Below are 24,011 nucleotides of genomic sequence, written 5' to 3' on the forward strand. Positions count from 1 at the left end.
TACTAATGGTTTCTTTCATTTATATCTCTTTTTATGTAATAATTTGTTAAAGGAGGGGACGTTATGAGCATAGGAGAGCAGCTAAAAAAACTACGAGAATCAAAGGGGTTTTCGCAAGAGGATGTTGCTAAAAAGATTGGTGTGACGAGGCAAGCAGTGTACAAATGGGAAAATGATAAAAGTTATCCTGATATTGATAATCTAATTTTATTTACTAAGCGAAATGTACAATGTTACGCTTGATGAGTTAATAAAAGGGAAACAGAATATTAAAGAAAAAATACATATTGATGAAGAAGATGAGGATTTTGAGAAAGAGAATGATTTTGGTTTTTATATTGGGTTTGGATTGCTAATTATGAGTGCATTCATTGATTATGAAGGAATACAAGTATTTGTATTAGGAGTTGCACTATTCATGATGGTTTTTTATTCGAATGTGAAGAAAGTTATTTTGAATGAATATAGATCGTTTTTTCAAGAGAAAGAGCGAAAAGATATATGTGATAAAAAGTGAGAAGAGTTAGTTATATTTCCTAGGAAAGGGTATAACGAATATTTTTATTGTATTATAATGATTTTGGGATATCGGTAATATGAAAGCTATTTGGGTAGATCCTTGAAATCTATATGTAAAATGATAATAAAGTTATTTAATTTTAAAAGCTCAAACAAGCATAACCCCGTTCTAAAGCTAGGACGGGGTTCAAAATATAATAATAAAATCGCTTAAGAGTCTACGTTTTATTCAATGATAGTGCCTTTTTATAAAACGTCACTTGCTTATTTATTACCGAGTTCTTCCGCTAAACCGATTAAAATTCCTTCGACTCCACGAATGTAGCAGAGACGATACGAGTTCTCGTACTGAACTACTTCGCCAACGAGCTCTGCACCATGCTTAGTGAGTCTGGATACCATTTCGTCAATATCTTGAACGGTGAACATGACGCGTAGATAACCGAGGGCGTTTACAGGAGCTTTTCGGTGATCTGCTATAGTAGGAGGGATGAGAAATCGCGAAAGTTCAATTCGGTTGTGGCCATCTGGAGTGACCATCATAGCGATCTCTACGCACTGAGAACCGAGTCCAGTTACGCGACCAGCCCATTCACCTTCGACATTGGCTCGACCTTCGAGATTCAAGCCAATCTCCTCAAAGAAAGAGATTGCGTCATCAAGGGATTCTACAACGATGCTGACATTGTCCATTCGTAGTAATTTGTTTTTTGCCATAGTCTTATCTCCTTATGTATAAAAATTTATTATTTAATCATCCTCATAATTATACTACTAAGTAGTTACAAATTCCTTTCAGTCAAAAACACCTTGTCATAGTATAGGAAAATGTGACAAGGTGTTTTTTTATATGTCATATAGCATCTTGTTAACGAACAGCTTTTATTTAATAGGAAGGAAGTAGATTAATATGATTTTTTTATAAGTGTTACTGAGCATATCAAATTAGCTCATTTGTACTAAAGGCTCAATTTTCGCCATAAATGATTGATGTAGCGCCTCAACCCCTGTTACTAAATGAAGGCGGTCAATAACGACAGACACTTTAATTTCTGATGTACTTACCATTTTAATATGAATATCTTCTTCTTTTAAAGTAGTAAACATATTTGCAGCGACACCAGGGTTAGATACCATGCCAGATCCTACGATTGATACTTTTGCTAAGTGATTTTCATGTTCTACAGATTCGTAGTGAAGAGTTTCTTGATTTTGTTCCAAAACTTTTAAAGTTTCTCTTAAATCATTCGAGTGAATGGAGAAAGAGAGATGTACAGTTCCTTCATTTGTAATACTTTGAATGATGATATCTACATTAATGTGTGCTGCTGCTAATGTAGAGAAAACTGTTGAAAGCGAGCCTTGTTCTAGTCCTTTAATTGTGACACGTGTAATGTTATCCTCAAATGCAATACCTTTAACGATTGATTGTTGTTCCATGTTACATTCTCCTTTTACAATTGTTCCGTTTTCTTGTTCCATACTTGAGCGAACTTCTAAAACTACGTTATGATTTTTAGCAAACTCAACAGCGCGCGGGTGTAATACGCCAGCACCGAGATTAGCAAGCTCTAACATTTCGTCATAAGAAATTTCGTCTAATTTGTAAGCGTCTTTTACAACTCGTGGGTCCGTTGTATATACGCCTGTCACATCCGTATAAATATCACATTTTTTTGCTTTAAGTGCAGCGGCTAGTGCGACAGCAGTCGTATCAGAGCCACCACGGCCAAGCGTTGTAATTTCATTTTCTACACTTATACCTTGGAAACCAGCTACGATAACAATTGTGCCTTCAGCAAGATAAGATTGAATACGATCTGTATGAATGTCAGTAATCCGTGCACTACTATGTACAGATTCTGTCGTAAGACCAGCTTGCCACCCTGTTAATGAAATTGCACGATAGCCTTTTGCTTGCAGTGCCATTGTTAATAATGAAATAGTTACTTGTTCTCCTGTAGATAGAAGCATATCCATTTCACGTTTACTTGGATTTTCTGTAATAACGTTAGCGAGTGCGACAAGTTCATCCGTGCTTTTTCCCATTGCTGAAACGACAGAGACAACGCTATGACCTCGTTCATATTCTTCAATAATTAAATTTGCTACATGTTGAATGCGCTCGACGCTTCCGACAGAAGTGCCACCAAATTTTTGAACAATTGTTTCCATTACAAATTCCTTCTTTCGTCTATTTTTAAGAATAGATTAGGAAATATATAAATCCCAATACTCCTGTAGTTACCAGAAAGACAAACAAAAAACACCATCTCAAATAAGTGAGGATGGTGCTGTTACAGGAAAAGGGAAACAGAAAACGGAGCTAATAAAAAAACCGCCAAAAAAGGAATATCATAAAAAATGATATCTCTTTTTTGTAGATAGCTCTTCATACGTACACGTCTGTACATATGACAGTTCTGTTTCTATTCGAAAACAGCCCCAATTGATAAATGCAGAGAAACTTATCAATTTCGGCAATACTTCCTTTCATCTAAGTTCATAGACATCTCTGTGTCTCCATTAGAATACTCATAAGTATCGCAACCTCTATCTCACGTTTTAGGCGAGAGTGTTTGATTTATGAAGTTGTTGGTAACATTTGTTTTATAATAATTTAAATTTTTCGGGGAATCAAGTGTTTTATATATATTTTAAAAATTCTTTCTTTTTTCTGAGGAAGTTTGTGAAAAATGTAGCAAAATAAATTCATTGCATGTACATTAAACTTATAGTGCATAGGAGGTGGGAGAATGAAAAGGAAACAGCCTATTTATGTTGCGACAAAAATGAACACGACGATGGGAAAATTATGGGAATATACGCAAGAACCAGATATACATACAGAGTGGGATGCTCGCTTTACTGAAATTTCGTATTTAGAGAAAAAAGAAGGAGAACCACAGAAGTTTTTGTATAAAACAAAGATTGGATTTGGGCTTGAAATAGCTGGAGAAGGGGAATCAATAGGTGAAATAAGAAAAGAAACTGGTGAAAGAATTTCTTCTTTAAAATTTTGGACGGATAATACATTATCTCTTATTCAAATAGGACGTGGTTATTGGAAGTATACGCCGAATAAAGAATACATCCATTTTGAGACACAATATGATTATGATACAAGATTTGGTCGTATAGGAAATGTGATAGATTCCTATATTTTTCGTCCGTTATTAGGTTGGGCGACTGCTTGGAGTTTTGATGCCTTAAAATTATGGTTAGAAAAGGGGCTTCATCCTAGGTTACTAATTAGAAGAACAATGACGTATTGGCTCGTATGTTTTTTATTTGCTTTTGTATGGATATATCAAGGGATAGTGCCAAAACTACTTTTTACTCATTTAGAAGAAGTAAAGATGCTTTCTGTATTAATCGGTTCAAATGAAAATAGTGTATATATACTTAAAATAATTGGGGTGTTAGAAATAATTTTCGGTGTTGTATGGCTGTTGCCAATAACAAAACGAAAATTATTTATACTGCATATTATTGTATTACTAGTTTTAACATTAGCGGCAGGATTTACGAATATTGCAAGCTTTACAGGGCCGTTTAATCCGATTACATTAAATGTTCTTCTAATGGGGTTATCAATTGTCGGTTATATAAATAGTTTCGATTTACCAATAGCGAAAAATTGCAATAGGGCGAGAAAGGGATAAGTGTATGGCTAATATATATGAACGATTATTAGGGGATACCTATAAAAATCTTCATCCTGAATTGCAGAAGCGTTATGCGATTACAGAAGAGAATAGTTTTACAGGTGAAGGAAAGATGGATGAAATTTACGGTGGCTCTTTTTTCGTGAAATTTATATTAAAAATTGCATCGAAGTTTCGAATGTTTTTCTCAGAAAGAGGAGAGGAAATTCCATTTACGATACAAAATACAGCTGAGCGAGATGAATATGGACAAGAATTAGTAAGGTGGAATCGTACTTTTTATTTTCATAATAAGAAAAGATATTTTAATGCAGTTATGCAATTGGATGAAAAAGAAAATGAAATTGTAGATTATTTTGGCGAACCACATTTACTCGTTTCTACACTGCATTTTCATATCGATGAGTTAGGTGCAATGCATATTTCTTCAAAGAAACAATGGTTTTATATGTTTGGAAGAAAAATTCCGTTACCAAAATTTTTGTATGGTGAAGCAAAAATTGTTGAAAGTTATGATGATGAACTACAATGTTTTCGAATTCATGTACAAGTACGAAACCCGTTAATTGGCTCGCTTTTTTCATATAAGGGAACATTTATGGAAAGGAACTAAATGATATGAAAAATATAATATTTGGGCTTGCTTGTTATGTTGTTTTTCTATTATGTGAGCGGTCGAATACAAATCCAGTTGAAGCAATTATATTATTATCTGTTTTATTATTTATACCAATGTCACTTTGTATTATTGATAAAAGAAAAAGAGATGGATCGTATTTATTATTTTATAAATTCGTATCGTTTTTATATCCAATCGCAGCAATTTGTGCAATGCTAGCTTTCGTCACAAATCACTATGTATTTGCGCTAGTTTGGTTTGTATATACAGGAATCGTTGCGTTATTTGGTGTAAGTAGATTGCTAGAAAGAGGATGGAAGCCGTTAGAAGAGATCGCCATAGATAGTGCGTTTATTTATTTGTTTTTAGGTGGTTTTTGGTTTTTTGCTTCAGCAGCAAAACTTTCAATTATGCATTTTAGCTCTGACATTGTTTTACTCACAGCTGCACATTTTCATTATTCGGCGTTTCTATTGCCATTATCAGCTGGTTTAATAGGGAGAAAAAGAGAAAAGAGAAGTAAAGTATATGATGCTATTATGTTTATAATCATGATTTCACCTATGACAGTTGCAATAGGAATTACATACTCGAGAATATTTGAATTTTTTGCAGTGCTCCTATATTTATGTGCGATTTATGGATATGGATTTTACGTTTGGAGAGCAAAATTTAATGCTATCAGTGCAAAGATTCTTTTAATCGTTTCGTCTAGTACACTCATGGTTACAATTATGTTCTCACTTATATACTCATACGGGAATTTGAAGCATGTAATGACGATTACAATTGCTCAAATGGTTTGGATTCACGGTGTTGTCAACGGAATTGGAGTAGCGTTACCGGCATTTGTCGGCTGGATGATCGAAAAGAGTGTTCCGAATTATAAATACTATGGGAAACCAATGAGTAAATTAAGAGGAAATGTGGCAATTGGTGAGGCTTTTTTATATAGCGGCAATTTAGTAGGCAGTAAGGAATACAACGGTTTAGTTGATCAAATAACTGATTTTCATAGTGAGTCATTTGACGTGACGGAGGTACCTTTAAGTATTATTCGTTTTTATGAAAATACAACAGAGTATGAGTTGCAATCAAATATTAAATGGGCTCGTTGGTTCCGCCTATTTGCATTTTGTTATGAGAAAATGAGCAAGCATGTAGGACAAATACATTTAGGAATGGGCGACAAGTGGGAAACGATGCATGGCTCTATCATTGGTGTAATGGATGAGGAAGATGGAAGAGAGAATGTAAGGGCTTGGCTAAGGAAAAATGAAGCAGGTGAATCTATTTTTGTAGCTCTTTATTCAAAGCATACAGATAAGGATGAGACATATATGAATATCGCCTTGCCTTTACCTTATTCGAATATGACTGGTATTTTGAGGCTATGTAATGATAATCATGATTTAATCATTACTAGTAAGTTAAGAGAAAATGGCCAGGGAGATGAGGGGATTTATTTACATACTCGGTTCTTAACAATCCGTTTACCGTTAGCAGAGACTTTCATCATTACAGAGGGGAAGGATAAAATGTTAACAGCTCATCATAGCATGTGGCTATTTGGACTTGAATTTTTACATATTCATTATAAGATTGAAAAAATTGCACAGAAGTAAGAAAGGCTTGGATGGGTTTCCAAGCTTTTTTATGTATGGGTAATTGTCATAGAAATTTGTTTATTTAGCTCATTATCCCAAACACGTTGAATTTCAAAAGTGCCTGTTTCAAAAAATAATGGGAATCTTTCTTTAAACCAAGTTTGCATAGGTAGCTTTAGTGCTGTATCGATTGGTATCCATAAGAAAGAATAAGCCCTAAAGAAATTAGGACTTATTCTTCATTAAATACAAATGTTTGTTTCATTTTTTTACCTTCATTTACCGGATGGCCGTTATAAGAGAAATTCTTTTCTTCCCAAGTGATCACAACTTTAAAATTATGACTATTAAAGTCTAATGGGAATACCATGTAGTCAAAGCTTGTATGACTTTTAGAAATATTTTCATTAGGTGTAGTAGGTTTAAAGGTAGCCTTAGAGGTAGGATTGTTATCAAGTATTTCCACGGATACGTTTGATACATCATGACCGATGTTTTTTACGAGTAAACTATACGTATCAAATACACCTTGTTTCGGCTGGATTGCTTGCTTGTTTGAGTTATGAGATTTATCAATTTCGACATACCATTGTTTAGACTTTGATGCAATCGGTAGTGACTGAAATGTGTAAGCACTAGCTTGCATTGGTAGTGCTAAACATATAAGCGTAAAGAGAGTTAATATTTTTCGTTTCATTTTTTGAGAGCTCCCATTCTTTAATGGATTTACTTGTTATTATCTTCTTTTTACGAGTGAATATACCATATAATGTAAAGTAGTTATTGTGAGTAGTGAATTAATATCTTATTCACTACTCTTATAGCTGGCATAATTACGTATGTAGTAAGAAAGAATAAATTTATTTTTTCTATACTTAGATTGCCGCCCTTTTTAAAAGGGCTATTTTTACGTTTTAATAAAAAGAATATCCTAAGAGTTCCGTATAAATTATTTATTTTAATGTAGTTAAATGTGCTTATATATGTGAAATTAGAGAAGGAAGCTGTGTAGAGATGTTTCTACACAGCTTTTTAGGATATGAAAAAACTTCCAAAATATGTTAAAATAATATTGTCATACAACAAGGGGGATTTGTTTTATGGAAAATGGACATCTTGCTAAAGTAGACTTAACGAAAAAAATTGAATCAAAATCTAAGTACAACAAGAAACTCGAAAAATATCAAAGGCGCTTATTAGCATTACAACAAATTTTGAAAGAAGAAAAAATCGCGGTTATGCTTGTTATGGAAGGATGGGATGCGGCTGGTAAAGGTGGGGCAATTAAGCGGGTGACGGAACATCTTGATCCACGTGGGTTCCAAGTAAATCCAATTGGAGCACCTGCACCTCATGAAAAACGTTACCATTATTTGCAACGTTTCTGGCGCAAAATTCCACAGTACGGGCAAATCACCATTTTTGATCGCTCATGGTACGGTCGTGTGTTAGTTGAGCGTGTTGAAGGATTTGCTACAAAGGAAGAGTGGATGAGAGCATATGATGAGATTAATGATTTTGAAAAACTACTAACAGATGACCATTACATAATAGGGAAGTTCTTCTACCATATAAGTAAAGAGGAACAGTTAAAGAGATTTAAAGATAGAGAGAAAAATCCTTTGAAAAGATGGAAAATTACAGACGAAGATTGGCGTAATCGTGAAAAATGGGATGAATATGTTGAAGCAATGGAAGACATGTTTGAAAAAACAAGTAAGCCAAATGCGAAGTGGCATATTATTGAAAGTAACGATAAATTGTATGCCCGTGTGAAAACGTTAAAAATCATTATTTCATTCATTGAGGATTATTTCTTAGAACATGGTATAGAATTGCCTTCTTATTATTATGAAATGAAAGAGGATATTGAAGTTTTGCAAGATGTAGGTGTTAAAGAGTAAAAAAGAAAATGGTCCTGTGAATTGGTGAAACCAAATTATGGGGCTTTTTTATTTAGAAACATTTTACAATTAACAGAATAAGGTATATAATCAATAATCATATTAACATTGTTAATATGATTATTGATTATATACTATGTGGGGGTTTTACTTTGAAGGGAAGAGATGTTGTTTTAGGTTTACTAATGGAAAAGGAATTGTCTGGTTACGATATTAAAATTGTGTTTGAAGACGTATTTACTCATTTTTTTGATGGAAGTTTTGGAATGATTTATCCAACGTTACGACAATTGGAGAATGAAGGGAAAATAAAAAAAGAGGTTGTCATGCAAGAGGGAAAACCGAATAAGAAAATGTACTTTATTACAGATGAGGGGCGTGAAGAATTTTATCAATACATGCAGACACCTGTAGAGAAGGATGTTTTACGTTCGGATTTTTTAATGAGAATGTATTTTGGTAACTATAGTAATGATGTAACAATAAAAAAATGGATTAAAGATGAAATTGAAAGAAAAGAAGCGTACATTGCAGATCTTCGATTGAAATATGAAAAGTGGAGAGTAGGTATTACTTTCGTCGAAGAAATTTCACTAGATGTAGGTATTGCATCGTATAGTGCACAAGTGGAGACTTTGAAGAAAAAATTAGAAGAGTTAGAGGCGAAAGAAAACAATAAAACAGAAGAATGAAAAACGCGTTCACAATAAATAAAGGGGTATATAAAGATGGAGCAATCAAAGGGTATTAAGATTGTCTTTTTAATGTGTCTAGGTATCTTTCTTTGTATGATTGATACGACAATTATGAATATAGCTTTACCGGCAATACAATCGAGTGTAAATACTTCGTTAGAAAAGATGTCTTGGGTATTAAATGTTTATACAATGACGATTGCAGTACTTGCCATTCCGTTAGGGCGGATAGCTGATATCTTTGGAAAAGCAAAGATGTATATTCTTGGTCTGGTGATTTTTGGTGGTGGATCGGTACTTTGCGCTTTTGCTAATACAGGTGATTTTCTTATTTTTTCTCGTTTTATACAAAGTATTGGGGCAGCGATTTTATTTCCAACAAGTATGGTAATTGGTGTATCAGCTATGCCATTAGCTAAGAGGCATGTTGCGCTTGCGATTTTAGGAGTAACACAAGGATTGTCAGCTGCTATGGGACCAGTAATAGGTGGAATTATTACGCAAAATTTAGGATGGAGATGGGTGTTCTTCGTTAATGTTCCGGTTTGTATAATAGGAATCGTGTTATGTTGCATCATGCTACAAATAAAAAATGAAGAACGTATTATTTCAAAAATAGATTGGATAGGACTACTATTAAGTAGCACAGCAATTTTTTCATTTACTCTCATATTAGTAAAAGGTAATACATGGGGATGGCAAAGTAATATTGCTTTGTCTTGTTATGCAATTAGCACTATTTCTCTTATTCTATTTGTTTTAGTAGAACGAAAGATTCATAATCCAATGGTGAATTTAAAGTTATTTCAAGATCGAATGTTTGTCGGAGCGTCTATCGTTGTTATATTAAGTAATTTATTTTTAATTGGAGTTACTGTATTGCTTCCAACGTTCTTGACGAAACTACAAGGTCGAACGGAAATTGAAGCGGCTTTTTTAGTGACACCTATTTCAGCAATGATATTTTTTGTCTCACCAGTTGCAGCAACTTTAATTAAAAAACTCGGAAAAGTAACTATTATTTTGTCAGGATTTCTTATTATGGGGCTTTCCTACTATTGGTTGCAAATGATTGATGTTCATTCAACAAATATAGAAATTATTATTCCATGTATGATATTAGGTGTTGGATATGGTTTAGTAGTGGGGCCAATTACAGTTTTAAGTGCGTCTTCGTTTGAAGGAGAATTGTTAACTGCTTCTCAAAGTGTTGTATCAATGTTACGACAAGTCGGAATTGTATTGGCAGTCGCAATATTTGTCTCTAACTTAACTCACAATTTAACTGTAAATAAAGAAAAAGTATATCGTTATGCAGAAGAAAAGGTGCGTACTATTCATGTGAATAGTACTGAGCAAACTGAAATTTTACAAATGACTAAAGAGAAAATAGAGAATCAAAGTTTAGAGTCGAATATAAATAAGAAACAAAATGCAATGACAATGGGATTAAGTAAAGAGAAAAAGGAAGAATTGATTCGCGACAAGACGGATGAAATATTAAGAAAAGTTCCAGTAGAATATAGAGATGTAAAAAGAGAAGAAGTTATGAGGCAAGTGACAAAAGAAGTTGAAAAACAAGAGGAAAGTATAAAGAAAGAGGTACTCACATTTTCAAATGATGTGAATCATTATGCCAAGAATCAGATGGCTATGAGTTTTACAGATTTATATAAAGCAAGTGTGCCAATTATTTTAATTTGTGCTTTCGTAAGTTTGTTGTTTTGGGAAGGGAAAGCTTTGAGTAAAAAGAGAAGGGGAAGATTAGTAGAAGAAGCGTAAAGAAAAACAGGCTATAGCAGCCTGTTTTTTTCATTGTTTTCTCCTTGCATATTGTGAATAGTAGTATTTTTAATATAGCATGGGATAAGTCGAGTATGATTAGAAAGTTTTTTAGAATGAAAGGGATGAATGGAAAATGCCATTGAATATGTAACGTTATACATAGTACATTAACAAGAGGGATTAATTTTAAAAGGAGGATGGGGAATTGCTAGATAAGGCAGGGGCTTTAATAGATAATCATGTGTACACAGAAGAAGAGCAACAAAAACTATACAAACGAACGTTAATAATCGTCAGCATTTCACAAATGTTTGGCGGTGCAGGACTAGCTGCTGGTATTACGGTGGGAGCACTTCTTGCGCAGCAAATGCTTGGAACAGATGCGTTTGCAGGATTACCAACTGCTATGTTTACATTAGGATCGGCATTAGCAGCTTTCATAGTAGGGAAGCTTTCGCAACGATATGGACGCCGGATAGGTCTTGCAACAGGGTTTATAGTAGGTGGATTTGGAGCAATTGGTGTTGTAATGGCAGCTTTAACAAATAGTATTATTCTTTTACTTATTTCTTTACTTATATATGGTGCTGGTACAGCCACGAATCTACAAGCTCGTTATGCAGGTACAGATTTAGCAGATAAGAAGCAGAGAGCAACGGCTGTTAGTATTACGATGGTAATGACGACTTTCGGTGCAGTTGCAGGACCAAATTTAGTAGGGGTAATGGGAAGTTTTGCTCATTCAATTGGAGTTCCTAAACTTGCAGGTCCGTTCATACTATCGGCAGCAGCATTTATACTGGCGGGTCTAGTTCTTTTTGTTATGCTTCGTCCAGATCCTTTGATTATTGCTAACATAATAGAAAGATATAAACAGGAACATACATATAAAGGACAACCAATAACAGAAGAAGCGAAAGAAAATAAACGAGGTATTACAGTTGGAGCAATCGTAATGATACTTACGCAAATAGTGATGGTTGCGATTATGACGATGACGCCAGTTCATATGGGACACCACGGTCACGGTTTAAGTGCAGTAGGACTTGTGATAGGTTTTCATGTAGGTGCAATGTATCTTCCATCTCTCGTTACAGGAATGTTAATTGATAAAATTGGCCGAACTACAATGAGCATAGCTGGTGGAGTGATTTTACTTGCAGCGGGTGTCATAGCTGCGATAGCGCCAAGTGATTCTTTATTATTATTAATCGTTGCTCTGTCTTTACTTGGGCTAGGATGGAACCTCGGATTGATAAGTGGTACAGCACAAATCGTTGATTCCACAACACCGTCTACACGTGCTAAAACACAAGGGAAAATAGATGTTTTTATTGCGCTAGCTGGAGCTTCTGGTGGAGCAATGTCAGGTATGGTAGTAGCGAATTCAAGTTATGCGGCATTGTCATTGGCTGGAGGCGTGTTAGCGTTATTACTTATTCCTGTTGTGATATGGTCTCGAAAAGGGGCAAGAAATTAAATGAAAAAGAGGTTCTAGTTACTGACTAGAACCTCTTTTTATACACTTAAATTAAATTCCACTCTACAATAAGTCCTAAATGCGTAAGTCCGCCACCAAATCCGTATAGTAAAAGTGTGTCTCCGTTATTTAACCTTCCTTCTTTTATAGCTAAATTTAAAGCGAGTGGAATGGTGACTGAAGAGGTATTCCCCATATATTCCACGCTCGTTAATGTTTTTTGTATTGGAATTTGAGATTTTTCGCAAATAGATTCGATCATTCGTAAGTTAGCGCTGTGGGGTATGAACCAGTCTATATCATCTACTTGCATATTTACGGTATGTAATAAATTTTTTATGCCTTTTGGTACTGTGCGTGTTGCCCATTTATATACTTCTCTTCCATTTTGAACGATTTTTTCATTTGTTTGCAGTGGTGTGCCATTCATAGTAGTAGATAAGTTTGTTCTATATAGATGAATGCCGCCATCACCGTTTGTTCCCATGTGAGCAGCGATAAAGCTTTGGGTGTTTTCATCTCTTTCTAATAAAATAGCACCAGCACCATCACCGAATAAAATACAGGTCGTTCTATCGGTATAATCAGTAACTTTAGATAATGTCTCTGTCGCTACGACAAGTACTTTTTCATGTGAACCAGAAGTGATTAAGCTATTACCGACGTGTAGTCCATATGTAAAACCAGCACAAGTTGCATTTAAATCAAAAGCTAGTGTATGAGGTATGTTGAAGTATTGTTGTATTTGGCAAGCAACACTAGGGAAAACGTAATCGGCAGTAGTAGTAGCGACAATGATACAGTCGACATCTTCTAAGTTTTTCTTATATGTTGTACATAAATTTTCAATTGCTTTAATGGCTAAGTTTGAGGAGTATTCTTCGTCGCTAGCGATTCTTCTTTCCTTCATTCCTGTTCTTTGTACAATCCATTCATCATTCGTATGGACCATCTTTTCTAAATCGTTATTAGACAATATTTGATCTGGAACATAAGTACCAATTGCAGTAATACGAGATTTAGAATGCATAGGAACATCTCCTAATTTTTATTTTTATAACCTGATACTAATATCAGGTTATAAAAATGTCAATAAAGATTTTTGTTGTATTAAAACGATAATACTTAACTTACTATGAAGGAATTTGGCGAGTGCTGTAAAAATAATATACGAGAAGTTTCTAAAATTGATAATTGCTTTTGTTATTTTTTATTGTGAGAAAAACTCGCAAAAAATGACGATTAAAGTAAAAATATAAAGATTTTCTTTAGTGTGATATAGGTTGTTAAACCTTGTGAAAGCGAATTACTTATGCTACACTTTATGTAACTTAAAATGAACGGAGGGGCTTCCTTTGATCTTAATCAGATTACGTCTCAATACTTTGTGCCAATAATTGAATAGCGCTCAAAGGCTCTGTCTGTGTACAGAGTGAACGGGATTGGTCTGCCTATTTTAAAGGAACCCTTTATTAAGCTTATATGTGAAAAAGAGGGAGGGACGAATACGCCCTCTTTTTGTTTTGCCTTTATAAATAGAATGGGATTGTATAAGTGAACACTTACTGTGGATACGTATACAATCTTGGGACTTTTTGACTATAAAATAGGATGAAAGCATAGCTTTCTTCTATTTCTTTGGTGAACCCTTATCCGTTTACGAAAACACAGGCAGCGACCTGTGTTTTTTATTTTACGTAATCGAAATGGAGGAATAAATATATGGAAGAAGTATTACAAAGAGCAGTTTTAGTTGGAGTAAATGTAGGTAATGAAGATGATTTTGCATATTCGATGGAAGAGTTAACAAATCTTGCGGAAGCTTGTGATGTAGAGGTAATTGGGCAAGTAACGCAAAATTTACAACGAGTAAATCCATCGCATTATATCGGAAAAGGAAAGATTGAAGAAGTTGCAGCGTATGTACAAGAAATAGATGCGAATATGGTTATCTTTAATGATGAATTATCTCCTTCACAAATTCGAAATTTAGAAGAGGATTTAGATTGTAAGGTAATTGATCGTACCATTTTAATTTTAGATATTTTTGCGCAACGTGCGAAAACGAAAGAAGCACAGCTACAAGTAGAAGTAGCACATCTTCAGTATATGATGCCTCGTTTAATCGGTCTTCGTGAATCGTTAGGGAGACAGAGCGGCGGCGTTGGTACGAAAAATAAAGGTGTCGGTGAAAAGAAGTTAGAGTTAGACCGTCGTAAAATTGAAGAACAAATTTCAGTGTTGAATAAAGATTTAGAAGCGCTCGTTGCCCAGCGTCAAACGCAGCGAAAGCAGCGTAAGAAAAATGAAATACCTGTTGTAGCATTAGTAGGTTATACGAATGCAGGAAAGTCAACGACGATGAATGCAATGCTTGAAATTTATAATGGTACAGAAGAAAAACAAGTATTTGAAAAAGATATGTTATTCGCGACGTTAGAAACATCTGTACGAAATATTGATTTGCCAGATAATAAATCATTTTTATTAACAGATACAGTTGGATTTGTAAGTAAATTACCACATCATCTTGTGAAGGCGTTCCGTTCAACGTTAGAAGAAGTAGCGGAAGCAGACCTACTTATTCACGTTGTAGATTACGCAAATCCAAATTATGAACAATTAATTGATATTACAAATGAAACGTTAAAGAAAATTGGAGTAGAAAATATTCCAACGATCTATGCTTATAATAAATCAGATATGGTAGATGTTAAAATTCCGAAAGTGCAAGAAGATCGCGTTTATTTATCAGCGAAGAAACATGTTGGAATTGAAGAACTTGTAGAAATGATTCGCTCACACATCTATAAAGAATATACGAAGTGTGAAATGTTAATTCCATATGATCAAGGACAGGTAGTTTCGTATTTCAATAATCATGCACACGTTTTATCTACGAGTTACGAAAACGAAGGTACCAAATTAGAAATAGAATGTAAGACGAGTGATTACGAGAAGTATAAGCATTTTGCAATTTAATGTAAGAGGCAACCCAGTATGTGATTGGGTTGTCTTTTTTTGTACTGTTTTACCGCTGAAAGTTACAAGGATGCAAGCCAATGACGGGAGTTAAGTTATATTTCTGGAAAAAGAAATGAAAGCAGTATAGAATAGAAATGTTTCAAAAGTCAGAATTTATTACACCTACTGTAATAAATATATATTTTGTACAGAAAGGGGAGATTCACATATGCAGGCAGTTTCACACAAAAAAACTGTAGAAACACCGACAATATATCGAATTTTATTTGCGATTAGCTTTGGGCATTTTTTAAATGATTCGATGCAAGCAGTTGTGCCGGCGTTGTTTCCTATTTTGGAAAAAACGATGAATTTATCCTATATGCAAGTAGGGTGGATTGCGTTTGCATTAAATATGACGTCATCGATTATGCAACCGGTGTTTGGTATGTATTCAGATAAGAAGCCGTCACCATTTTTATTACCACTCGGCATGTTTTCAAGTATGCTTGGAATGATTGGACTCGCGTTTGCACCAAACTTTATTATTGTTATTATTTCTGTTTTATTTATTGGTTTAGGTTCCGCGGTCTTTCATCCAGAAGGCGCTCGTGTTGCGTATATGGCGGCAGGTGCAAAACGAGGGTTAGCGCAAGCAATTTATCAAGTTGGGGGAAACACGGGGAATTCTCTAGCTCCTATTTTTACAGCGCTAATTTTCGTTCCACTCGGTCAAATTGGTTCATTAGGTTTTACAGCATTTGCAGCAGTAGGAATTGTATTATTAATTTTCGTATCGAATTGGTACAAAAATGAATTAGCAACCGGTGCTGTAAGAAGGAAGAAGAGGGCTGCACTTGAGGCGGAAAATGCAATTGTAAGTACACACATTAAATTCGTTATTATACTTCTTGTTTTTCTTACTTTTGTACGCTCTTGGTACGGTGCTGGTATCGGGAATTTCTATCAATTTTACTTAATAGAGCATTACGGTTTATCTATAAAAAATGCCCAGTATTTCGTATTCGCATTTATGATTGCTGGTGTGTTAGGAACTTTCTTCGGAGGACCGTTAGCAGATCGATTTGGTAAGAAAAATATCATCGTATTTTCAATGTTAGGTTCAGCGCCACTTGCACTGTTATTACCACATGTCTCACTTGTGTGGGTCGTACCGTTATTTTTATGTATCGGTTTTATTAGTTCAAGTAGTTTTAGTGTAATTGTTGTATATGCACAAGAGCTTGTACCTGGAAAAGTGGGAATGGTGTCAGGATTAATCGTAGGTCTTGCGTTTGGACTTGGAGCATTAGGTGCTGTAGTTCTTGGGAAATTAGCAGATATATATAGCCTGCAATTTATTATGCTATTATGTAGTTGTCTACCATTAATTGGACTCACTTCATGGTTACTGCCAAGTGATAAGAAAACGATAGAATAGGGGATACGCTATGAAATTGTGTGAAAACGTTACGGAATTAATAGGAGATACACCTGTCGTCCGATTATCTAAATTTATTCCGGAAGACGCAGCAGATGTGTATGTGAAACTAGAAATGTTTAATCCATCGCGCAGTGTGAAAGACCGTGCTGCTTATAATTTACTTCACGTTGCAGAAGAAAATGGTCTCATCAAACCAGGAGATACAATTATTGAACCGACAAGCGGGAATACAGGGATTGGTTTAGCGATGAATGCAGCAGCTAAAGGGTATAAAGCGATTTTAATTATGCCAGATAATATGTCAAAAGAGCGTATTAATTTATTGAAAGCATACGGAGCAGAAGTAGTTTTAACACCAGCAGAACAAAGAATGCCAGGAGCAATTGCGAAGGCGTTAGAACTGCAAAAACAAATACCGAATAGTTTTATCCCGCAACAATTTGAAAATCCAGCTAATCCGAATATTCACCGTTATACGACTGCGCTTGAAATTTACGAACAAATGGATGGAGAGCTGGACGCTTTTGTTGCAACGGCAGGAACAGGCGGAACGATTACAGGGACTGGTGAAACGTTAAAAGAGAAATTACCAAACTTATATATTGCAGTAGTGGAACCGAAAGGATCTCCCGTTTTATCAGGTGGTGTACCAGGTCCCCATAAACTAGTAGGAACAAGCCCAGGGTTTATCCCGAAAAACTTAAATACAGAAGTGTATAACGAAATTATTCAAATTGCAGACGAAGAGGCTTTAACGACAATGAGAAACTTAGCTAGACAAGAGGGATTATTAGTTGGGCCGTCTTCCGGAGCATCTGTTTACGCTGCAATCATGATAGCGAAACGTCTAGGCGCTGGTAAAAAAGTTTTATGTATTGCGCCTGATACAGGTGAACGTTATTTGAGCATGGGGTTATTTGAATAAAAAGGATAGAAACACCTTAATAGTGAATAGCTGCTATTAAGGTGTTTGTTTTATGGAATGAAGAGGGGGAGAAGAACAATGAAACTATTAAAACCAATCCATGAATATAGTGAGCATATTACGGCGTATAGACAAGCGTTTTTACACTCAGGGGAACAACCACATGGAAGTAGTTCTTTACAAAACTTTGATTCTCTTGATGAATGGTTTGAAAAAGTGAGTAAACAAGAACTAGGAGAAAATTTACTAGCTAATCGAGTGCCATCTAGTCAGTTTTTAAGTTTTGAAAAAGGGGAACTTATAGGTTTTGTGAATATTAGACATAGATTAAATCCAGAATTATTACGGGAAAGCGGTCATATTGGATATAGTGTCCATCCGAATAAACGTCGCCACGGTTACGCTACGAAACAACTACAACTTGCATTAGCTGAAGCACAAAAATTAGGATTGCAGAAAGTATTAATAACTTGCGATAAATCCAATATCGGTTCTGCTAAAACGATTCAAAAGGTTGGAGGTGTGTTAGAAAATGAAGTAGTTTCTTCTCGTACTGGTGAAGTTATTCAGCGCTATTGGATAGAAATATGATGTAGTAGGAATTTGAAAAGGTAATGCAAGCTGTAATATCGAAATGGATAAATAAAATATAGGGGATTACTGCAATTTTAGGGGGAAATGAAATGGGATTAAAAGAGAAAGCGATAGAGATGTCAGAGATTTATAGGAAAAATCCGAAAGTAGAAGCTATTATTTTAGCGGGTTCAGTAGCTAGAAAGCTTGAAGATGAACATTCAGATATAGAATTACATATTTTATGGTCAACACCGCCGGAAGATGAGGATCGTAGGGCCCCTATTTATCATATTGATGGGAAAATATTATCGTATCATCCGTATGAGGAAGAAGAATGGTCGGAAACGTATTTAACGAAAGAGGGAATTAAATTAGAGATTAGTAACTTTTTAACAGAGACAGTAGAGAAAGTGATTTCGGATGTGGTGGATCAATATGATATAAGTTATGAAAAACAATGTGTTGTATCATCCATTCATGATGGTGTTAGTTTGTATGGAGAAGGGAAAGTGAATGAATTAAAAGAAAAAGTAGCGGCATATCCAGATGAACTAGCAAAACGGATGATTTCAGAAAATCTATGGTTAAGTAATCGTTGGCACAATCGAAAGGCGCTTTTAAAACGGAAAGATTGGCTTATGCTTTATGATGTTATTTGCGAAGTACAAAGGAACGTATTCGGTGTTTTATTTGGTTTGAATAAAATGTATGTACATCATCCAGCGTTTAAATGGATGCCTAATAATGTGGAACGAATGACTATTAAACCTGAAAATTTATATGAATGTATGGCGGACACATTAATAGGGAGTCCAGATAATAGTGTGCAGGAGTTAGAGTTGCTAATAGAAGAAGTGTTGCAACAAGTTCATACATACGCGCCAGGAGTAAATGTGGATGAGCAAGAAAAATCTATTTTTTATTTTGTGAAATAGAAAATAGTAATAAGGGGGAAGTTATGGGTTTTTTTAATAGGTTTTTTAAAAAAGTTGAAAAAGTAAATGAGCAAGAAGCCACTCTTCATGAATTAAGTGAAGAATTGTATGTTGAATCACCGGTAGAGGAAGCGACTAGTTACTGGGTATCAATGGCACAAAATATAATTGTTAATGCTGTAAAGGCGGCTGACAATGATGTGGAACGTGCCTTCGTATTATTGAATTTGAAGAAAGGTGAGGCTTCATTTGATATTTTCTATCAAATAAATGGGCAATTGTATTTCTGGGATCAGCTAGAAAATGAGACGATAAGAAATAGAATTCAGAACGAGTTGTTACCGCAAGCTCCAGAAGTTTCAAATGCAGTAAATGAGCAATTTCATGAAGCTGCTCACCCTATAATTTCGTTTGCGCAATTGCAGTTTGAATGGGAAACGAAAGCCTGGTTTTCACATATAATTTGGGAAGATAACCTTGCTGCTCAATTGCCCAAAACTCAAATTCTAAATGAATGGTTTCGTGTAATTAAAGAAGAAACGAAAAATAGACCACTGGATAGTGATGCGAAATTTTCTTGGTATCCATCAAACTCTTAAAAAATTAATACAGAGAGACAAGTTATGTTTCTAGATGATTTGTATTATTGAATAAGTATCAATAATACGTAATTCTTTTTCTATTGCCTGTTAGAATTCGTTATGTACTAATCCACTTGTTTTCTAAACTAAAACTCACATTTCGAATTTTGAAATAGATTGTAATACATAAAAATTCGAAATATAAGTTGACACTATTTTTAATGTGTGATAAAAATGATAGTAATCAATTCGGAAAATAATATTTGGGCAATGAAAGGGTATAGTAGTGAATATCTCCCTATTTCAGAGAGCTGATGGTTGGTGTGAATCAGTATATAGATTATTCATGAAGTTCGTCCTGGAGCATCTTTCATAAATCTCGCATTATGAGGAAATGAAAGACGGTAGTTTATACCGTTATCAAATAAAGTGGTGAAGATTTTTTCACAACTAGGGTGGTACCGCGATATTTATCGTCCCTACGTATTTACGTAGGGACGTTTTTTATTTAGGTCCTAACTTTGTTGTGTCTTCATAACTAGGGTGGTACCGCGATATTTTATCGTCCCTACGTTTTTGCGTAGGGGCGTTTTTATTTAGGTGGTTTCTTAGTGTTCTTCACAACTAGGGTGGTACCGCGATATTTTTGTCGTCCCTACGTATTTACGTAGGGACGTTTTTTTATTAGGGAGGAAGTGAACGTATTAGAAAAGAGTATTGATAGAACAATATAAATACCAAATTGTAACAAAGAAAAAGAGATAGAGAGGAGATTAACAAATGAATTCACAGCAATGGACATCGAAATTAGGTTTCGTATTAGCTGCAGCAGGTTCGGCAATTGGTCTTGGGGCGATTTGGAAATTCCCATATATGGCCGGCATTGGAGGAGGCGGAGCGTTCTTCCTAATTTTCATCGGTTTCACATTATTAATTGGTTTACCGCTATTATTAGCTGAATTTGTTATTGGAAGAAGTACACAAAAAGAGGCTGTCGATGCATATAGAGAGATTGCTCCTAAAACGTTATGGCCTTGGTTAGGTAAATTAGGAATTGTAACATGTTTCATATTACTTTCTTTCTACAGTGTTGTAGGGGGCTGGATTTTATTATATTTATGGAATGCAATTACAGGTAGACTATGGGAAGGAAATGGAGCATACGAAGCTACGTTTGGTGAAATCATTTCCAATCCATATTTAGCAGTTGGATCACAGCTATTATTCATCCTTATTACTATTTTCATCGTAAGTAAAGGTGTACAAAATGGTGTTGAAAAAGTAAATAAATATTTCATGCCAGCATTATTCGTTTTATTCTTTGTATTAATCGTTCGTGCACTTACATTAGATGGTGCTGGAGAAGGCGTTCGTTTCTTCTTACAACCTGATTTCTCACATGTAACATCAGAAGTTATATTATACGCAATGGGGCAATCGTTCTTCTCATTATCTGTCGGGGTAGCCGTTATGGTAACGTATAGCTCGTACTTACCGAAAGAAGAAAGCTTACCACGTTCAGCATTTTCTATCGTAGCCTTAACTCTTGTTATTACATTACTTGCAGGACTTGCAATTTTCCCAGTTGTGTTCGCATTTGGAATGGAACCATCTCAAGGGCCGGGACTATTATTTATCGTGTTGCCAGCTATTTTCAGTAAAATGGCGTTCGGAAAATTATTCTTCATTGTTTTCTTATTACTATTCTTCTTCGCTACGATTACATCAGCAATTTCGATGTTAGAAATTAGTGTTGCATCGTTAACATCAAAAGGTAAAGGGAAACGTGAAAAAATGGCCTTAATCGTAGGGTTATTAATCTTCGTTGTTGGGGTACCATCAGCATTATCATTCGGTATATTAAGTGATCTGAAGATTTTCGGGAAGACAGTCTTTGATTTAGCGGACTATGCAGTAAGTAACGTATTAATGCCACTTGGTGTATTATTAGTTTCTATCTTTGTTCCTTTAAAAATGAAGAAAGATGTATTAATGAAAGAGCTAGGTGTAAGTAAAAATAAAGGTTATAAACTATTCGTATTATGGTTATTCTTACTTCGTTATATCGCACCAATTGCGATTATTATCGTATTCTTAAATGTACTTGGCATTATATAAAAAGAAAGGTAGCGTATCATACAAAGATACGCTACCTTTTTATTTTGCTCTTTTTTGCAATTCATTTACTGTTACGAACTGATAGCCCTTCTTAGATAAAGAATCTAAAATACCTTCAATCGTTTGTAAATTTTCATTAGACTCATCATACATAGAGTGCAGTAAAATGATAGAACCTGGTTTTACATTTTTATTAACGTATTTAATTTTATCAGCCGCAGATTTATAAAAAGTATCGGGCTCAAGATCCCATGTGATTGTTTCGATATTGTTTTTATTTAAATAATATGGCAGCCCTATTAACTTCTTACCGTTAGGGGGCCTAAAATCAATTTCGTCTGTAAATCCTGTTTGGCGGATTAATGAATTCGTTTTTTCTATTTCATCTTTAATAAAAGAAGGTATTTTGAAAACCATTCTATTATGAGAATATGTATGGTTTCCAAGTTGGTGCCCAGATTGCGCGATAGCTTCTCCTAACGATAAACTTTGCTCTAATTCATTTCCAATTAAAAAGAAAGTAGCTTTAGCGTTGTATTTATCTAGTAGCGGTAATATTTGTTTTACATTGTTAGTAGGGCCATCATCAAAAGTTAAAGCAATCACTTTTTCATTTGTTTCTACGCGTTGTGTTAAATCTCCAAATAATTGAAAGCTTCTTGCATTCATCAATTTGTATGTTCCAAATAATGCCGTGATAATAAAGAATAGTGTAACGATTGTAATGATAATTTTTTTCCTCATAATGTAACCTCACAATGTTTTTTGATTCAATTAAAAAGTATTATATCAAACTAAGTAATTTCGTGCTTTAAGAAGGGTGTGGATGCAAGGAGAAGGAATTTATCATATAATAAAATACAAAAGGTATATTAGGAGGTGTTTATATGGCGATTATAATTCAATTGCCAGACACTGCAACGTCTCATGCAAAGCCAAGTATGGAAATGGCGATACTTTGCGTGAGGTAGACAAGTAATATACAATCGCCTATATGAGCTCGTATCATTTTTTATATTTGGCTTTGCACCTTATTGAAATGAACCATAAAAAATAAGGGGCGAGCAGAAATGAAATACGTAAAAGCTAATGCTGTTTTACCAGAGAGTTTAATTACTGAAATTCAAAAGTATATACAAGGTGAAACAATTTACATTCCGAAACAAGAAACGAAACATTATAAATGGGGTACACGATCTGGCGGAAGAAAACAACTAGATGAAAGAAATAAAGCAATTAAAGAAGCGTTTAAAAGTGGGATTGCTATTCATCAACTTGCAGAAGAATATTTTCTTTCTGGGGAAACGATTAAAAAGATTGTGTATTCTAAATAAGAGGAAAAGAGTCTGATTCATATATTACTTTGAATCAGACTCTTTTTGTTTTATGTGTATTGGATATATGAGGTGTGAACGGGCATGATAATAGAAAAAATGTGCCGTTTTTTTATTAAATGGTATACAGAGCACTTGAAAAGTAGAAAGGTGAACATATATGAATCATATTGGACAAATAACGATAGAGCTTTTAGTTGGTTTTTTTGTTCTATTAATTGCTACAAAAATATTAGGGAAAACACAAATATCTCAGCTAACGCCATTTGATTTTATTTCTGCAATCGTCCTAGGTGAGCTCGTTGGAAATTCAATATATGATCCTAAAATTAAAGTATGGTCTATTTTATATTCAGTATTTGTTTGGGTAATTTTAATTTATACTATAGAAGTGATAACACAAAAAGTAAGAGGAACAAGAAGGTTTTTTGAAGGGTATCCTTCAATTATTATTCGTAACGGAAAGATTGATCGTGAACAATTAAGCGTAAATCATTTGGATATAAACCAATTACAACAAATGCTTAGGCAACAAAAAGATATATTTTCAATCCGAGAAGTTGAATATATGATATTGGAACCGAACGGAAACATAAGCGTTCTGAAAAAAAGTAAATACGAATCTCCTACTATAAATGATTTAAGTTTAAAACATAAGCCTGTATACTTACCAATTTCATTAATTAGTGATGGAAAAGTAGTTAAGGATAATTTGAGGGAAGCGGGATTTGATGAAGGATGGCTTTATAAACAAATAAAGCAAAAAGGAATTACTAAATTTGAAGACGTATTATATGCGGAATGGAAAACAGATGATGGCTTCTTTTGTCAGGAAATGCAGCGGTAGAGAATAAGTG

21 protein-coding genes, 2 pseudogenes, 1 riboswitch and 1 other annotated feature are annotated in these 24,011 nt (G+C 34.6%); of the genes and pseudogenes, 17 read left to right on the forward strand and 6 right to left on the reverse strand.

From position 1 onward, the window contains the following. Window positions 1-63 precede the first annotated feature (63 nt). Window positions 64-517: pseudogene (locus tag QCI81_RS23040) on the forward strand (helix-turn-helix domain-containing protein). Between the two features lie 266 nt (window positions 518-783). Here QCI81_RS23040 and QCI81_RS23045 read toward each other — a convergent pair. Next, a complete protein-coding gene (locus tag QCI81_RS23045; protein ID WP_071730912.1) occupies window positions 784-1,236 on the reverse strand; it encodes a VOC family protein in 453 nt (150 codons plus the stop codon). Window positions 1,237-1,464: 228 nt separating this feature from the next. Next, on the reverse strand, window positions 1,465-2,694 hold the full coding sequence (locus QCI81_RS23050; protein WP_071730914.1) for an aspartate kinase: 1,230 nt from the start codon (window positions 2,692-2,694) through the stop codon (window positions 1,465-1,467). Between the two features lie 202 nt (window positions 2,695-2,896). Then, window positions 2,897-3,083, reverse strand: a riboswitch (Lysine riboswitch). A gap of 192 nt (window positions 3,084-3,275) precedes the next feature. On the opposite strand from QCI81_RS23050, the gene QCI81_RS23055 reads away from it, so the two are divergent. Genes QCI81_RS23055 through QCI81_RS23065 form a run of 3 tightly spaced genes read left to right on the forward strand, consistent with a single transcriptional unit; the run spans window position 3,276 to window position 6,431 of the window. Further along, a complete protein-coding gene (locus QCI81_RS23055) occupies window positions 3,276-4,184 on the forward strand; it encodes a DoxX-like family protein (RefSeq protein WP_071730916.1) in 909 nt (302 codons plus the stop codon). Between the two features lie 4 nt (window positions 4,185-4,188). Beyond that, window positions 4,189-4,800, forward strand: coding sequence for a DUF4166 domain-containing protein (locus QCI81_RS23060; RefSeq protein ID WP_063547021.1), 612 nt, complete (start codon window positions 4,189-4,191; stop codon window positions 4,798-4,800). Window positions 4,801-4,805: 5 nt separating this feature from the next. Continuing rightward, entirely contained in the window at window positions 4,806-6,431 is a 1,626-nt protein-coding gene (locus tag QCI81_RS23065) for a YndJ family protein (RefSeq protein WP_071730918.1), read from the forward strand. 29 nt (window positions 6,432-6,460) lie between these two features. Here the strand turns inward: QCI81_RS23065 and QCI81_RS23070 are convergent. Both QCI81_RS23070 and QCI81_RS23075 read right to left on the reverse strand, forming a co-directional pair. Beyond that, window positions 6,461-6,616, reverse strand: a pseudogene (locus QCI81_RS23070) (DNA mismatch repair protein MutT); the annotation flags it as partial. 29 nt (window positions 6,617-6,645) lie between these two features. After that, window positions 6,646-7,110: a hypothetical protein gene (locus QCI81_RS23075; protein ID WP_000823337.1), complete on the reverse strand. Its 465-nt coding sequence runs from the start codon at window positions 7,108-7,110 to the stop codon at window positions 6,646-6,648. Between the two features lie 403 nt (window positions 7,111-7,513). Between QCI81_RS23075 and QCI81_RS23080 the strand changes: the two genes are divergently transcribed. From QCI81_RS23080 to QCI81_RS23095, 4 genes are all read left to right on the forward strand, one after another. After that, on the forward strand, window positions 7,514-8,317 hold the full coding sequence (locus tag QCI81_RS23080; RefSeq protein WP_000427319.1) for a polyphosphate kinase 2 family protein: 804 nt from the start codon (window positions 7,514-7,516) through the stop codon (window positions 8,315-8,317). A gap of 152 nt (window positions 8,318-8,469) precedes the next feature. Further along, entirely contained in the window at window positions 8,470-9,009 is a 540-nt protein-coding gene (locus QCI81_RS23085) for a PadR family transcriptional regulator (protein ID WP_071730920.1), read from the forward strand. 36 nt (window positions 9,010-9,045) lie between these two features. Continuing rightward, window positions 9,046-10,794 (forward strand): MDR family MFS transporter, encoded by a 1,749-nt coding sequence (locus tag QCI81_RS23090; protein WP_000438116.1) that lies wholly within the window; start codon window positions 9,046-9,048, stop codon window positions 10,792-10,794. Window positions 10,795-11,002: 208 nt separating this feature from the next. Continuing rightward, on the forward strand, window positions 11,003-12,277 hold the full coding sequence (locus QCI81_RS23095) for an MFS transporter (RefSeq protein WP_000884513.1): 1,275 nt from the start codon (window positions 11,003-11,005) through the stop codon (window positions 12,275-12,277). Window positions 12,278-12,323: 46 nt separating this feature from the next. Here QCI81_RS23095 and QCI81_RS23100 read toward each other — a convergent pair whose 3' ends face one another. Then, window positions 12,324-13,307, reverse strand: a complete 984-nt coding sequence (locus QCI81_RS23100) for a ketoacyl-ACP synthase III (RefSeq protein WP_071730922.1) — start codon at window positions 13,305-13,307, stop codon at window positions 12,324-12,326. Window positions 13,308-13,999: 692 nt separating this feature from the next. Here QCI81_RS23100 and hflX point away from each other — a divergent pair. The 7 genes from hflX to QCI81_RS23135 all read left to right on the forward strand — a co-directional run bounded on the left by hflX (window position 14,000) and on the right by QCI81_RS23135 (window position 21,820). Next, window positions 14,000-15,259, forward strand: a complete 1,260-nt coding sequence (gene hflX, locus QCI81_RS23105) for a GTPase HflX (protein ID WP_071730924.1) — start codon at window positions 14,000-14,002, stop codon at window positions 15,257-15,259. A gap of 211 nt (window positions 15,260-15,470) precedes the next feature. Beyond that, window positions 15,471-16,682, forward strand: a complete 1,212-nt coding sequence (locus QCI81_RS23110; protein ID WP_001149399.1) for an MFS transporter — start codon at window positions 15,471-15,473, stop codon at window positions 16,680-16,682. A 10-nt stretch (window positions 16,683-16,692) separates the two neighbouring features. Beyond that, a complete protein-coding gene (gene cysK, locus QCI81_RS23115) occupies window positions 16,693-17,610 on the forward strand; it encodes a cysteine synthase A (RefSeq protein ID WP_000762271.1) in 918 nt (305 codons plus the stop codon). Window positions 17,611-17,688: 78 nt separating this feature from the next. Then, complete coding sequence (locus QCI81_RS23120) at window positions 17,689-18,201, forward strand: GNAT family N-acetyltransferase (RefSeq protein WP_000771270.1); 513 nt, start codon at window positions 17,689-17,691, stop codon at window positions 18,199-18,201. Between the two features lie 92 nt (window positions 18,202-18,293). Next, a complete protein-coding gene (locus QCI81_RS23125) occupies window positions 18,294-19,121 on the forward strand; it encodes a DUF4037 domain-containing protein (protein ID WP_071730926.1) in 828 nt (275 codons plus the stop codon). Between the two features lie 23 nt (window positions 19,122-19,144). Beyond that, the gene (locus tag QCI81_RS23130; protein WP_071730927.1) at window positions 19,145-19,720 is read left to right on the forward strand and encodes a hypothetical protein; all 576 of its coding nucleotides are present in this window, start codon (window positions 19,145-19,147) and stop codon (window positions 19,718-19,720) included. Window positions 19,721-19,963: 243 nt separating this feature from the next. Beyond that, window positions 19,964-20,186 (forward strand) — a binding site (T-box leader). Between the two features lie 296 nt (window positions 20,187-20,482). Continuing rightward, a complete protein-coding gene (locus QCI81_RS23135) occupies window positions 20,483-21,820 on the forward strand; it encodes a sodium-dependent transporter (RefSeq protein WP_001088187.1) in 1,338 nt (445 codons plus the stop codon). Between the two features lie 39 nt (window positions 21,821-21,859). Here QCI81_RS23135 and QCI81_RS23140 read toward each other — a convergent pair whose 3' ends face one another. Continuing rightward, window positions 21,860-22,564, reverse strand: a complete 705-nt coding sequence (locus QCI81_RS23140) for a polysaccharide deacetylase family protein (RefSeq protein WP_071730928.1) — start codon at window positions 22,562-22,564, stop codon at window positions 21,860-21,862. 326 nt (window positions 22,565-22,890) lie between these two features. Between QCI81_RS23140 and QCI81_RS23145 the strand changes: the two genes are divergently transcribed. Both QCI81_RS23145 and QCI81_RS23150 read left to right on the forward strand, forming a co-directional pair. Next, entirely contained in the window at window positions 22,891-23,154 is a 264-nt protein-coding gene (locus tag QCI81_RS23145) for a CD3324 family protein (protein WP_000878325.1), read from the forward strand. Window positions 23,155-23,314: 160 nt separating this feature from the next. Next, window positions 23,315-24,001 (forward strand): DUF421 domain-containing protein, encoded by a 687-nt coding sequence (locus QCI81_RS23150; RefSeq protein WP_001015543.1) that lies wholly within the window; start codon window positions 23,315-23,317, stop codon window positions 23,999-24,001. Window positions 24,002-24,011: the final 10 nt, after the last annotated feature.

The organism is Bacillus cereus group sp. MG20, from assembly GCF_040459885.1.
In the GTDB taxonomy this organism is placed as follows: Bacteria; Bacillota; Bacilli; order Bacillales; family Bacillaceae_G; genus Bacillus_A; species Bacillus_A cereus.

What these genes read in the sequence shown, in the direction of transcription:
- QCI81_RS23125 (WP_071730926.1), top strand. Translation starts at nt 18,294, where the DNA reads ATGGGATTAAAAGAGAAAGCGATAGAGATGTCAGAGATTTATAGGAAA.
- QCI81_RS23045 (WP_071730912.1), bottom strand. Translation starts at nt 1,236, where the DNA reads ATGGCAAAAAACAAATTACTACGAATGGACAATGTCAGCATCGTTGTA.
- QCI81_RS23110 (WP_001149399.1), top strand. Translation starts at nt 15,471, where the DNA reads ATGCAGGCAGTTTCACACAAAAAAACTGTAGAAACACCGACAATATAT.
- QCI81_RS23100 (WP_071730922.1), bottom strand. Translation starts at nt 13,307, where the DNA reads ATGCATTCTAAATCTCGTATTACTGCAATTGGTACTTATGTTCCAGAT.
- cysK (WP_000762271.1), top strand. Translation starts at nt 16,693, where the DNA reads ATGAAATTGTGTGAAAACGTTACGGAATTAATAGGAGATACACCTGTC.
- QCI81_RS23140 (WP_071730928.1), bottom strand. Translation starts at nt 22,564, where the DNA reads ATGAGGAAAAAAATTATCATTACAATCGTTACACTATTCTTTATTATC.
- QCI81_RS23050 (WP_071730914.1), bottom strand. Translation starts at nt 2,694, where the DNA reads ATGGAAACAATTGTTCAAAAATTTGGTGGCACTTCTGTCGGAAGCGTC.
- QCI81_RS23145 (WP_000878325.1), top strand. Translation starts at nt 22,891, where the DNA reads ATGAAATACGTAAAAGCTAATGCTGTTTTACCAGAGAGTTTAATTACT.
- QCI81_RS23150 (WP_001015543.1), top strand. Translation starts at nt 23,315, where the DNA reads ATGAATCATATTGGACAAATAACGATAGAGCTTTTAGTTGGTTTTTTT.
- QCI81_RS23130 (WP_071730927.1), top strand. Translation starts at nt 19,145, where the DNA reads ATGGGTTTTTTTAATAGGTTTTTTAAAAAAGTTGAAAAAGTAAATGAG.
- QCI81_RS23135 (WP_001088187.1), top strand. Translation starts at nt 20,483, where the DNA reads ATGAATTCACAGCAATGGACATCGAAATTAGGTTTCGTATTAGCTGCA.
- QCI81_RS23090 (WP_000438116.1), top strand. Translation starts at nt 9,046, where the DNA reads ATGGAGCAATCAAAGGGTATTAAGATTGTCTTTTTAATGTGTCTAGGT.
- QCI81_RS23065 (WP_071730918.1), top strand. Translation starts at nt 4,806, where the DNA reads ATGAAAAATATAATATTTGGGCTTGCTTGTTATGTTGTTTTTCTATTA.
- QCI81_RS23120 (WP_000771270.1), top strand. Translation starts at nt 17,689, where the DNA reads ATGAAACTATTAAAACCAATCCATGAATATAGTGAGCATATTACGGCG.
- QCI81_RS23075 (WP_000823337.1), bottom strand. Translation starts at nt 7,110, where the DNA reads ATGAAACGAAAAATATTAACTCTCTTTACGCTTATATGTTTAGCACTA.
- QCI81_RS23080 (WP_000427319.1), top strand. Translation starts at nt 7,514, where the DNA reads ATGGAAAATGGACATCTTGCTAAAGTAGACTTAACGAAAAAAATTGAA.
- QCI81_RS23055 (WP_071730916.1), top strand. Translation starts at nt 3,276, where the DNA reads ATGAAAAGGAAACAGCCTATTTATGTTGCGACAAAAATGAACACGACG.
- hflX (WP_071730924.1), top strand. Translation starts at nt 14,000, where the DNA reads ATGGAAGAAGTATTACAAAGAGCAGTTTTAGTTGGAGTAAATGTAGGT.
- QCI81_RS23060 (WP_063547021.1), top strand. Translation starts at nt 4,189, where the DNA reads ATGGCTAATATATATGAACGATTATTAGGGGATACCTATAAAAATCTT.